Source organism: Pelosinus sp. sgz500959 (assembly GCF_042610375.1).
Classification (GTDB): Bacteria; Bacillota; Negativicutes; order DSM-13327; family DSM-13327; genus CTSoil-075.
The window spans coordinates 232,482-243,884 of the sequence record NZ_JBGJZL010000008.1; the positions used below are offsets into that span (position 1 = coordinate 232,482).

The 11,403-nt window shown below is 38.0% G+C and carries 12 protein-coding genes, 1 tRNA gene, 1 rRNA gene and 1 pseudogene; all 15 read right to left on the reverse strand.

What is annotated here, in order from left to right:
- Positions 1–6 precede the first annotated feature (6 nt).
- Complete coding sequence (locus ACAN52_RS14490; RefSeq protein WP_378955626.1) at positions 7–711, reverse strand: PP2C family protein-serine/threonine phosphatase; 705 nt, start codon at positions 709–711, stop codon at positions 7–9.
- Positions 712–773: 62 nt separating this feature from the next.
- On the reverse strand, positions 774–1,379 hold the full coding sequence (locus ACAN52_RS14495; protein ID WP_378955627.1) for a 5-formyltetrahydrofolate cyclo-ligase: 606 nt from the start codon (positions 1,377–1,379) through the stop codon (positions 774–776).
- Positions 1,360–1,656 carry a preprotein translocase subunit YajC gene (yajC, locus tag ACAN52_RS14500; RefSeq protein ID WP_378955628.1) on the reverse strand — a complete coding sequence of 99 codons (297 nt, stop codon included), beginning with the start codon at positions 1,654–1,656 and terminating at the stop codon, positions 1,360–1,362. Before yajC ends, ACAN52_RS14495 begins: the two co-directional genes overlap by 20 nt.
- A gap of 74 nt (positions 1,657–1,730) precedes the next feature.
- Entirely contained in the window at positions 1,731–2,843 is a 1,113-nt protein-coding gene (gene tgt, locus ACAN52_RS14505; RefSeq protein ID WP_378955629.1) for a tRNA guanosine(34) transglycosylase Tgt, read from the reverse strand.
- Between the two features lie 26 nt (positions 2,844–2,869).
- Positions 2,870–3,889 (reverse strand): tRNA preQ1(34) S-adenosylmethionine ribosyltransferase-isomerase QueA, encoded by a 1,020-nt coding sequence (gene queA, locus ACAN52_RS14510; RefSeq protein WP_378955630.1) that lies wholly within the window; start codon positions 3,887–3,889, stop codon positions 2,870–2,872.
- A 14-nt stretch (positions 3,890–3,903) separates the two neighbouring features.
- Complete coding sequence (locus ACAN52_RS14515; protein WP_378955631.1) at positions 3,904–5,241, reverse strand: SpoIID/LytB domain-containing protein; 1,338 nt, start codon at positions 5,239–5,241, stop codon at positions 3,904–3,906.
- A 23-nt stretch (positions 5,242–5,264) separates the two neighbouring features.
- A pseudogene (gene ruvB, locus ACAN52_RS14520) lies at positions 5,265–5,882 on the reverse strand (Holliday junction branch migration DNA helicase RuvB); the annotation flags it as partial.
- Entirely contained in the window at positions 5,834–6,400 is a 567-nt protein-coding gene (locus tag ACAN52_RS14525) for an AAA family ATPase (protein WP_378955632.1), read from the reverse strand. The gene ACAN52_RS14525 and the pseudogene ruvB, both read right to left, overlap by 49 nt.
- A gap of 9 nt (positions 6,401–6,409) precedes the next feature.
- On the reverse strand, positions 6,410–7,003 hold the full coding sequence (gene ruvA / locus ACAN52_RS14530; protein WP_378955633.1) for a Holliday junction branch migration protein RuvA: 594 nt from the start codon (positions 7,001–7,003) through the stop codon (positions 6,410–6,412).
- On the reverse strand, positions 7,000–7,542 hold the full coding sequence (gene ruvC / locus ACAN52_RS14535; protein WP_378955634.1) for a crossover junction endodeoxyribonuclease RuvC: 543 nt from the start codon (positions 7,540–7,542) through the stop codon (positions 7,000–7,002). The genes ruvA and ruvC overlap by 4 nt, the downstream gene beginning before the upstream one ends.
- Before the next feature lie 154 nt (positions 7,543–7,696).
- Positions 7,697–8,272, reverse strand: coding sequence for a BofC C-terminal domain-containing protein (locus tag ACAN52_RS14540; protein ID WP_378955635.1), 576 nt, complete (start codon positions 8,270–8,272; stop codon positions 7,697–7,699).
- A gap of 212 nt (positions 8,273–8,484) precedes the next feature.
- Complete coding sequence (locus tag ACAN52_RS14545; RefSeq protein ID WP_378955636.1) at positions 8,485–9,222, reverse strand: YebC/PmpR family DNA-binding transcriptional regulator; 738 nt, start codon at positions 9,220–9,222, stop codon at positions 8,485–8,487.
- An 85-nt stretch (positions 9,223–9,307) separates the two neighbouring features.
- On the reverse strand, positions 9,308–10,807 hold the full coding sequence (locus ACAN52_RS14550) for a 4Fe-4S dicluster domain-containing protein (protein ID WP_378955637.1): 1,500 nt from the start codon (positions 10,805–10,807) through the stop codon (positions 9,308–9,310).
- A 297-nt stretch (positions 10,808–11,104) separates the two neighbouring features.
- Positions 11,105–11,181, reverse strand: a tRNA-Asn gene (locus ACAN52_RS14555).
- A 3-nt stretch (positions 11,182–11,184) separates the two neighbouring features.
- A 5S ribosomal RNA gene (rrf, locus tag ACAN52_RS14560) occupies positions 11,185–11,301 on the reverse strand.
- Positions 11,302–11,403 lie beyond the last annotated feature (102 nt).

Sequence of the window (11,403 nt, forward strand, 5' to 3'; positions counted from 1 at the left end):
ACCATTCTAACAAGGAAATGACACACTCATCCTTTGAATATGATGTACGCTTTCCGTATCACATATGCCCATCACAACCACAGTCATATCATCACTAGGACGATAATCATCGAGTTCCAACGCATATTCTAAAATACTTTCTGCGATGAATGTGGCATCTTCTGGATTATTATCAGCAATCAGCTTTTGGATCATCTCAAAATTCATGGTTTTACCACGTTTACGGCCTGCAGCCTGGATACCATCAGTATAGGATACTAAAAGCATGCCCACTTCCAATGGTATTTGATACATTAATGGTTTCATCCGTTTATGCACACCAATTGAACTAATCTCCTCATCATAAACATCAATTCCATATTGATGCTTGAGAATCACCGGGCAGTTTGAGTTTCGACTAAACACTACAGTTTGCGTATCAAGATCAGCACTAATGAGAGTCAAAGTTGATGAAACTTTTCCATCCTTCACGACATAAAGATAATCATGGACAGCCCTTGCAACTGCCCCATCACGAGCACCATCGGCAATTAATGCAGCAGCCTTATTGACGACTAAACTACTCGTTATCTTAGCAGACTTACCGCTTCCTTGTCCATCTGCTAAGATAGCAGAAATACCACCACTGGGCCGTTCAGTGATTTCAACGCTATCTCCACATTCCGCCATTGCATATTTATTGATTTTGGCAATGCCTATCTTAATTTCCATTTGCACCCACCTAGCGACATAATCTACTATCAAGAAAATTTGATATGCAAGAGGCAAAGTTCTTAGACCTTACCTACATCACACGATATAATTCTATCTTCCCTTAACAAATAATGTACTGGCCTATCATACTGATTAGAAGGTATACAATCCACCATCTGAGAAGACCATATTGCACCAATCAGAACAGCCTTACTGGCCTGAGGAATAAATCGATCATAATAACCAGCACCCATACCAAGGCGGTTGCCTGCATAATCATAAGCAACTGCTGGTACAACAATCAAGTCAATAGACTCCGGATCAATAACCTTCAAATGGGTCGGATCAGGAACAAACAAATTAAATCGTCCCCGTACTAAACTATCCATGTTATCAATAATCGCCGCATCCATCACACCGAACTGCTGACGCATATGAGGTATGCAGACAGTTTTCCCCTGCCGCCACGTATGCTCAATGATCTTCATCATACTCGGTTCATCTGGCATGGATATAAACAACATAATCGTGTTAGCCTGTTGGTAACATGACCAAGCATATAAGTTTTCTGCCATCTTATCACTTTGATTCAGGATAAATTCTTGATCATGTTTGCGTCTTTGCTCTAACAAATCGGCACGTAATTGTTGTTTTTGGACTTTAATATTAAGCTTTTTGTTGAGCATTTTGGTAACTTTGAACTGCAGTACGTAAAAAATCCATTTCGATTTTTTCTGCAACTTTTAACGTCACTTTTTTTGCATCTAAGGCTGTGATAGTTCCGTACATACCACCTGAAGTAATTACACGATCACCTTTTTTTAAATTATTTAACATATCAGCACGACGTTGCTGTTCCTTTTTCTGTGGACGATATAATAAAAAATAAAAAACGACCGCCATTAAGACAATTGGTCCATAAGAAGCTAACATCTGAATTGTTTCCTGCGAAATACCCGGCAATATAATCACTCCTATTTTTATAATCTAATCTGCTCTACTAACAGTATATTCCACATTAAATACTGAAATCCTCTTTAACGTGTATTATATTGTGCTAAAAACTCTTTTCTAAACTCTACAAAGTTATCCTCAATAATAGCTGCACGCATTTCTTTCATAAAGTTCAACAGAAAATGCAAATTATGAATCGTTGTTAATCGTAGTCCAAAGATTTCATCGGTTTTGAATAAATGTCTTATATACGCTCGCGTAAAATTACGACAAGTATAGCAGCCACAATTTTCTTCAAGAGGTCTGAAATCTCTTGCATATTCAGCATTTTTAACTACGACTCGTCCTGAGCGGGTCATAACAGTACCGTTTCTGGCAACGCGTGTAGGAAATACGCAATCAAACATATCAATACCATGCATAACACCTTCAACTAAACAATCAGGTGTACCAACTCCCATTAAATACCTTGGTTTTCCTGTAGGTAACAAGGGAACGGTATGCTCAAGCATTTCATACATTAAATCCTTGGGTTCACCTACACTCAATCCTCCAACAGCATAACCTGGAAAATCTAAAGCAACTAAATCCTGAACACTCATCGTTCTTAAATCTTTGTACATACCACCTTGGATAATGCCAAATAAAGCTTGATCTTTTCGAGTATGAGCTTCTTTACATCGCTCAGCCCAACGAGTTGTTCGTTCCGTCGATCTCTTAGTATAATCATGTTCTGCAGGATAAGGTATACATTCATCAAAAGCCATAATAATATCAGATCCCAAAGCCATTTGTACCTCTGTAGCTTTTTCTGGCGACAGAAAATGTTTTGATCCATCAATATGTGAACGGAAGGTAACACCCTCCTCCGTAATTTTACGTAATGCCCCCAAACTAAATACTTGGAATCCACCACTATCCGTTAGAATCCCGCGATCCCAGTTCATAAATTTATGCAGTCCCCCTGCTTCTTTGACCAATTCATGACCAGGACGCAGATATAAATGATAGGTATTACTTAAAATAATCCCTGCACCCATCTCTCTCAGTTCATCAGGTGATATTGCCTTTACTGTAGCTTGCGTGCCCACTGGCATAAAAATCGGTGTATCAAAAGTACCATGAGGGGTATGTAAACGCCCTGCCCGTGCCCCTGTTTTTGAACATTGTTTAATTAATTCATAAGTGACTGCCATTGTATCCTCCTAAAATTACTACATTTTTAAATAATTAGCATTGCATCCCCAAAACTAAAAAATCGATATTTTTCAGCCACTGCTTCCCGATAAGTAGACAAAACACTTTCTTGTCCGGCCAAAGCACTAATTAACATTAATAAAGTAGACTTGGGTAAATGAAAATTAGTCACAGCAGCATCAATCATTTTAAACTGATACCCTGGATAGATAAAAATCTCTGTCCAGCCACTTTTGGCTAATAAGATACCATTCGTAGTCGCGGTCTCTAAGGTTCGAATGGCTGTCGTACCAATTGCGATCACACGACCGCCTTGTTTTTTTGTTTTGTTAATAATATCTGCTGCTTCTGGTGATACTGAATAATATTCTCTATGCATGACATGATTAGTAATATCATCCGTATTTACAGGTCTAAAGGTACCGAGCCCTACATGCAGTGTGACAAACGCTAAGTTCACACCTTTGTTTTTAATCTTCTCCATTAATTCCTTAGTAAAATGGAGCCCAGCCGTTGGCGCAGCCGCTGATCCTCGCTCTCGCGCATAAACCGTTTGATATCGTTCTTTATCAGCCAATTCTTCTCTTATATAAGGTGGCAATGGTGTTTGCCCTAATGCATCCAAAATTTCTTCAAATACACCATTGAATTTAAATCGAACAATGCGCCCACCAAAATCTGTATTATCTACAATTTCACAAGATAATTCATCGCTAAAATTAATAATCGCACCAACTCTAGCCTTTTTACCTGGTTTCACTAATGCTTCCCATTCATCGCCAGATTTACGATTTAACAAAAAAACTTCCACTTTGCCCCCGGTTTCATTTTTAGAACCAATCAAACGTGCAGGTATCACTCTAGTATCATTAAAAACCAGTGTATCACCAGCATTTAAGTATCCAAGTAAATCATAAAAATGTTGATGCGAAGTCGTACCCGTATTTTTGTCTAAAACTAACAACCGTGAATGATCACGAGGCTCACAGGGACATTGGGCAATCAACTCTTCAGGTAAAAAATAATCAAAATCCGATAACAACATAAAACGAAACTCCTTTAGAAGACTTTTTTAATTGTAGTACCTTTGTAATAGTGTTTCAAGATCTCTTTAAAATATGTAGTATTCCCCTGGGGGCCTTGTTCAGCCATTGCCTTTGCTCCCCACTGCGATAATCCTAAACCATGCCCCCAACCAAATCCTGAAATGAGAATGCTCTCTCCCACACGACCAGTCATAGCATGTAACTCTTTCTTACCCGTGAGAAAACTTTGCTCACGTTGAGCTGGCAAATTTATCTCTAGTTTCTTTCGATCAGACTCACCTATATTTTTAGTGATCTCAAAATCAGCCACTGGTGGTATAGGTACTACAACACTCACATCAAATAAGGTACTCTTTAAATCTAGCATTTTACGTAATTGCTCACCTGTTAATTTTGCGCTGCCAGTCGAACCAATAAATCGTATCACCTTAACTCGCCCTGATACTCCCCGTTCAGGAGTATCCACTGCAGAATGAGTCAGCGGAGCAAGCTCAATGGCTTTGAGTACTCCAATTTGATACCCAGCACCAGCAAGAAATTTTTCTAATTGAGGTACAGTGATTGTTTGTTCCCACTTATATTGGGGCGACTTTTGATCATAGTCAACTACGCCACGCAAATAGGGCTGGTAACCACTCCATACATTTTCACTATTCTCAGTATAACCACCAGAACTACTATGAAAATACCCAGGTATAATTTTCCCTTGATATGTAATCACTTGCCCTGCAGTATCATCAACTGCTTTTATGATCTGCGGTACTTCGCTTTCACGTCCACCATATACTTGGCAGTCCGTTGTCGCACACACATCATACCCATCATCCTGATGTTTATTCAGATTATACATAGCATAGCTACGAGCCGCAACGGTCTGAGCTTTCACGGCTTCCATTGGCCAACTCGGCGACATTTCCCTGGCAATAACTCCATATAAGTACTGTTCAATTGACAACGTATTTATAACTGTCAATCCAGTCTTACCATGAGTCATGTGAATAGCAATATTGCCGCGATATTTTTTTTGATTGATTTTCATATCATTTTCTCTGCCATTTTTCAATTTTAAGAATTTGATGGTATCGCCAGGGATTTGTTGACCATTGATCGTCAACTTTTTTCCTTTGACAGCAATATTAACATTTTCTTTTGCAGAAAAATGAGCCACAACCTGCCCTGTATCTCCATCTAACACTTCAAAATCACTATCAACTGAAATTGACACATTTTGTTGATTGGATAAAATACCCACGCGAATCATTGATTGTGGTGCTTGCGCATATACAGGTATCGTAAACAAAATTGTGAATAACACTACTAATAGGAAAATATGTGAGAACGCACGTTTCAAAATAATTCTCCTTTATACATATCTTATAGTAGGCTGCCTTGTTCATCCATTTTATATGGAATCCCTAAGTGCTCATAAGCCATTTGTGTCGCAATTCGTCCGCGGGGAGTACGTTGTAAAAAGCCCATTTGTAATAAAAATGGTTCATACACATCTTCAATTGTTTCATTTTCTTCACTAATGACAGCTGCTAATGTATCAATTCCAACAGGCCCACCCTTGAACTTTTCGATAATCGCCAGTAGCATATTTCGATCCGTCTTATCAAGACCACATTTATCAACTTCAAGCATGGCTAATGCCTGATCAGCAATCACATCAGTAATAATACCATTACCTACAATTTGGGCATAGTCTCTTACCCGCTTTAATAATCGATTCGCAATGCGCGGTGTCCCGCGTGATCGTTTAGCAATTTCATGAGCGCCACCAGCGTCAATCTCAACCTTTAATATTTCAGCTGCCCGATTTACAATATAAACCAAATCTTCTGTGCGATAATATTCTAATCGACAAATGACACCAAAACGATCTCGGAGTGGTGCAGCTAATGCTCCTGCGCGTGTTGTTGCACCAATCAGCGTAAAGGGTGCTAAGTCCAATCGAATTGAGCGGGCACTCGGACCTTTGCCAATAATAATATNAAACGATCTCGGAGTGGTGCAGCTAATGCTCCTGCGCGTGTTGTTGCACCAATCAGCGTAAAGGGTGCTAAGTCCAATCGAATTGAGCGGGCACTCGGACCTTTGCCAATAATAATATCTAATGCATAGTCTTCCATTGCTGAATATAAAACTTCCTCAACATTTCGCGAAAGTCGATGAATTTCATCAATAAATAATACGTCTTTTTCACCTAAATTAGTTAATAAAGCCGCTAAGTCGCCAGCTCTTTCAATGGCAGGTCCTGATGTTACTCGAAAATTTACCCCTAACTCATTGGCAATAATACCTGCCAATGTTGTTTTCCCCAACCCAGGGGGACCATATAATAATACATGATCCAAGGCTTCTTCCCGTGATAAAGCGGCCTGAACAAAGATGGAAAGATTATTTTTCACTTGATCCTGACCAATATATTCTTTTAATAGACGTGGCCTAAGGCTGTATTGCCAATTATCGCCTTCTTGCTCACTACCAGTAATAATTCGTTCCTCCACTCTTTTCTGCTACCCCCTACTGAATTCCCGAAGGGCTAATTTTATTAAGATTTCTACCGACTGAGCATTTTTACCAATTCTCTTTACAATTGGAAGTATTTCATTTTGATTATAACCTAGAGCAATTAAAGCCTGTATACCCTCATCCACAATATCTCCTGAAGTAACACTGACATCAACTTCCGGCACATTTTCATCCGTAAGAAGTCCAATCTTATCTTTTAATTCCAAAATCATTCTCTCAGCAGTTTTCTTGCCAATGCCAGGAAGCTTTGTTAATACTCCAATATTTTTGGTACTAATGGCTAAACAAAATTGTTTTGGATCAATGGCTGATAAAATCCCCATCGCCACTTTAGGGCCAATTCCATTAATCGATGTTAATGTTAAAAATAAATCATATTCATCTTCACTATAGAATCCATATAATAACATGGCATCTTCTCGTACATGCATATGTGTAAACAATAAGGATACTTTACCAATAGAAAGTTTCTGCCGAGTCGCTCCTGGGATAAACACTCTATATCCAACACCTTGCACATCAATGAAACAATGATCTGCAAAAAGATGAGTAATCGTTCCTCGTAAATAGCCAATCATATTTTACTCCCCCAGCTACTCTGTATTCGACTCGAAACTATTGATTTTGCACATACAAGATCTCTTCTGATATTGCTAGAATGAGTCGTACAAATAGCGACTGCTAACGCATCTGCTACATCATCAGGATGAGGCTTTGATGGCAAATTTAATAAACGTTGTGTCATGTAAATAACTTGCTCCTTCGTTGCTTTACCATACCCTACAACTGCCTGTTTCACTTGCAGTGGGGTAAATTCAACCAAGTTTACATTATTTTGAGCAGCAGCTAATAAAATAACTCCACGCGCCTGTCCTACGGTCATAGCTGTACGTACATTTTTGTTGAAAAAGAGCATTTCAACCCCTACGATATCAGGTTTATATTTTTTTATCAGTACATCAATATCATGATGAATAATAACCAATCGTTCGGCATCACTCAAAGTAGGACTCGTTTCAATAGCTCCATAATCCAACGCTTTTAAATGACTTCCCTGTAAGTCAACAATCCCATAGCCACAAATGGCTGTACCGGGATCAATCCCCAATGCTAACATATCATAAAAGCCCCCTTACTACCTACGGCATCTTTAAGAAATGGCAAGTCATTTTTTTAAAGATACCTAACATGAATTCGACAATCGAACACACTATTCCTTTTTTATCGTAAATACTATGCACACGCAAAAAGATAGAGGGGAATTAGCCCCTCTATCTTGATTGCATTCCTTCTAAAGTACGCAACAATTCTTCCGTTGATTGTACGACGATGCCATGGTGTAATTCTTCAATATCTTGAGGCATCAAGTGATTAATTTGAATGCTCGTAATTTCCTTCACAATGGATCTAGGACCTGGCTTTCCATAAAATACAGCTACTTTATCATCTTGTATTCCAATAAACATATTATTAGCATGTTCACGGCAATAACTATCTACTTTTAAAGTCATATCAACTTCATCACTATCAAATTTATCAATAACCCAACCTTGATAAACTTTTTGTAATTGATAAATCGTTAAGCCAACTAACTTTTCTGTTGGTTTGGTTTTAAGCACTTCTTCATCCTTACACTTTAGGTATACCATTCTTTGCACTAAATCAGTCTGGTCTGTTGTTTTAATTTTTCCATCTTGCTTAGCAACTTCTGTTTCTTGTGCCGAAAGGGATCTCTCTTCACCTATAAAAGATGAATAAGCCATATAATATGCTGTCATACCAATTAACAGGAGCATACCTGTCGTAAGTAAGACAATTTTTTTATTGACTTTCTTAAATGGCAACAATGAAAGCAACTCCTTATCTTCCAGTTGCTAACATTATCACCTGAAAATATAATAATTATACATATAAATGTAAAATTTTAATAATGGGATATAGGACTGCACGACGTTACGTCGGAAGCAATACTCTATATCCCATTATTAGTAAGCCAAGAATACAGCTTTAATTTCTTCAATACATTTTATACAGTAAGCACGACTAGCGATAATAAACCTTACATTAAATCTTCGGGAATATCAAAATTAGCGTACACTTCTTGTACATCATCATGTTCTTCTAAAGCATCCATTAATTTCATCATCTTACTCGCCTCATCACCAAGTAATGGGACACTGGTTTGAGGTATCATTGTGACTTCAGCTACTGAAGTCTTAATATTATTTTGAGCAAGAGCTTCTTGTACTTGAGTGAAATTCTCAGGAGCAACAGTGATTTCAAATTCATCATCTTCAGCTTTAAAATCATCAGCACCAGCCTCAAGAGCAAGCATCATGACTTCTTCTTCATCAAGGGCTGCGATTTCATCAATGACAAATAGACCTTTTTTGTCAAACATCCATGATACACAACCTGATTCTCCTAAGTTACCACCATACTTTGAAAACAAATGGCGTACATCAGCGGCTGTACGATTACGATTATCTGTCATAACCTCTACAATAACTGCCACTCCAGCTGGACCATACCCTTCATAGACTAACTCTTCATAATTACTGCCATCTACGGCACCTACACCTTTTTGAATAGCGCGTTGAATATTATCTTTGGGAACATTATTTTCTTTAGCTTTTTGCAAAGCTAGCTTTAAACGCATATTACCAGTAGGATCAGCCCCACCCATGCGCGCCGCAACAGTGATTTCTCTACCAATTTTACTCGTGGCTTTACTACGAAGAGCATCCACCTTGCCTTTTTTGTGCTTAATTGTTGACCATTTGGAATGTCCTGACATATATTTTGTCTCCCCTCAAACAATATGAATCAGGGATTATTTTAGCATAAATCCACTCTTTTAGTAAAGCATCTAATGGACAAAATTACTTAGTATGCCAATGCAAATCTTTACGACTTTCATCAATTGCTTTTTGATTGTCTGGGGCAGCATGCATTGTAGAGGAAGCAGCAAAATTTTCAACTAGTTTCTTACTAATGCGCACATCATTCAAAATACCAGGGCCACCGATGCAACCTCCTGCACATGCCATGCCTTCAAAAAAATTGGCATCAATCTTCCCAGCCTTCATCTGCAGTAAAGCAACTTTACAATTTTGTAATCCTTCAGCCCTATGGGGTTTTACAACTAAGTTAGGATCAATCTTTGCTGCCGCATCAATAACCGCTTGTACAACACCACCGGCGGTAGCAAATGAATTACCATCTTTAGAGGCAGTTGTTGCATATTCATCTTCTGGAATCTCTAACAAGTTAACTCCTGCACCGATAAATAAAGATTCAAGCTCTTCAAAACTAAATACAAAATCAATGCACTCTGAATATTTTCTTGCTTCTACTTTTTTTGCTAAACATGGACCAATGAAAACAACAACAGCATCAGGATCACTCGCTTTAATCACCTTTGCAGTTGCCACCATCGGCGACACAGTTGTTGAAACATGTTCTTTTAGGTCTGGTAAATGTTTATGAACCATATCAACAAAGGCTGGGCAGCAAGACGTTGTCATAAAAGAAAGTTTATTGGGCACTGTTTCTGCAAATTCTTTTGCTTCTTCTAATGTCACAATATCAGCACCAAATGAAACCTCTTGTACATCATAGAATCCTATTTTTTTAAGTCCACCAATCACTTGGCTAGGTTTCACTTTTATACCGAACTGACCAATAAAAGCTGGAGCTAAAATTGCATACACTTTTTTTCCTGCTTTTATTTTTTGTATAAGTTGTACCGTGAAACTTTGTTCGGTAATTGCACCAAAAGGACAAGCCATCTTACATCCGCCACATTGAGTACATTTATCATAATTAATTACTGCTCGACGTTCTTTGTCAGCTTTAATTGCTCCAATTTCACATGCTCTTTCACAAGGACGAGTAATTTCAACAATCGCTCCGTACATACACGATTTTTTACATAAACCACATTCCACACATTTTGTTTTATCAATATAAGCTTGATTTTGCACAACTGTAATTGCTCTTTTAGGACAACTAGCAATACAATTATGAGCAATACAATTTCGGCAAGCATTTGTTACAAAAAAAGTGTCGATTGGGCATTGATCACATGCTTCAGGCATAATATTAAGAACTGGCATATCTGCAATATTACCCGCTAAAGCATTTTGTGCTGCTTCTGCAACACCCATATTTAAAGGTTGTGCCATAACAAACTTAACACGATCTTTTACGACCGCACGCTCCTTATGAACACAGCAACGATAACGAGGTCCTGATTGATGAACGACCTCATCTAGAACATCAACAATATTATTCTTATCCAAATCATTTTCAAAAGCCAATCGAGCAATCTCTGATAAAACTTTACGTCTAATTTTAACAACTTCAGTTATTTGCGCCATTTTATTTTTCTCCAATCCATTTAACATATTAATTATATAACTTGTAGAACTGTATATTTTATACTTTCGTAATTAAAAAAACAGGAAACATAGTAATATTTTGCTATTATATTACTTAATAACCTTGGTCTATGAACCATTTTCTTATTTTACCTTAAAACTAGCATAAGGACAACCAAATAAATTATTTCTTTCACTTAAAAAACTAAAAAAACTTGTCACTGTTTATCAATTTCAATAACAAGGAAAAATAAGAAAAAAGCACCATTCATTTAATGAACGGTGCTTTTCCGAAAATGGCTCCCTAAGTAGGACTCGAACCTACGACCGATCGGTTAACAGCCGATTGCTCTACCAACTGAGCTATCCAGGAATAAAACCGGCAACTACCTATCCTCCCAGGTCGTTTCCAACCAAGTACTTTCGGCGTATAAGGGCTTAACTACTGTGTTCGGTATGGGAACAGGTGGGACCCCTTAGCTATCGTCACCGGATTAAAGTTTTTAGAGATAAACATATTGCTATGCTCTCTCAAAACTTCACAGAAGAAAGATCAATTTTAGGATTAATTCATGTGCTAACACAAAGTGTTAGCG

Bases quoted from the DNA above. Each gene is read 5' to 3' on its own strand.
- ACAN52_RS14490 (WP_378955626.1), bottom strand. From the start codon at position 711: ATGGAAATTAAGATAGGCATTGCCAAAATCAATAAATATGCAATGGCG.
- ACAN52_RS14495 (WP_378955627.1), bottom strand. From the start codon at position 1,379: ATGCTCAACAAAAAGCTTAATATTAAAGTCCAAAAACAACAATTACGT.
- tgt (WP_378955629.1), bottom strand. From the start codon at position 2,843: ATGGCAGTCACTTATGAATTAATTAAACAATGTTCAAAAACAGGGGCA.
- queA (WP_378955630.1), bottom strand. From the start codon at position 3,889: ATGTTGTTATCGGATTTTGATTATTTTTTACCTGAAGAGTTGATTGCC.
- ruvA (WP_378955633.1), bottom strand. From the start codon at position 7,003: ATGATTGGCTATTTACGAGGAACGATTACTCATCTTTTTGCAGATCAT.
- ruvC (WP_378955634.1), bottom strand. From the start codon at position 7,542: ATGTTAGCATTGGGGATTGATCCCGGTACAGCCATTTGTGGCTATGGG.
- ACAN52_RS14545 (WP_378955636.1), bottom strand. From the start codon at position 9,222: ATGTCAGGACATTCCAAATGGTCAACAATTAAGCACAAAAAAGGCAAG.
- ACAN52_RS14550 (WP_378955637.1), bottom strand. From the start codon at position 10,807: ATGGCGCAAATAACTGAAGTTGTTAAAATTAGACGTAAAGTTTTATCA.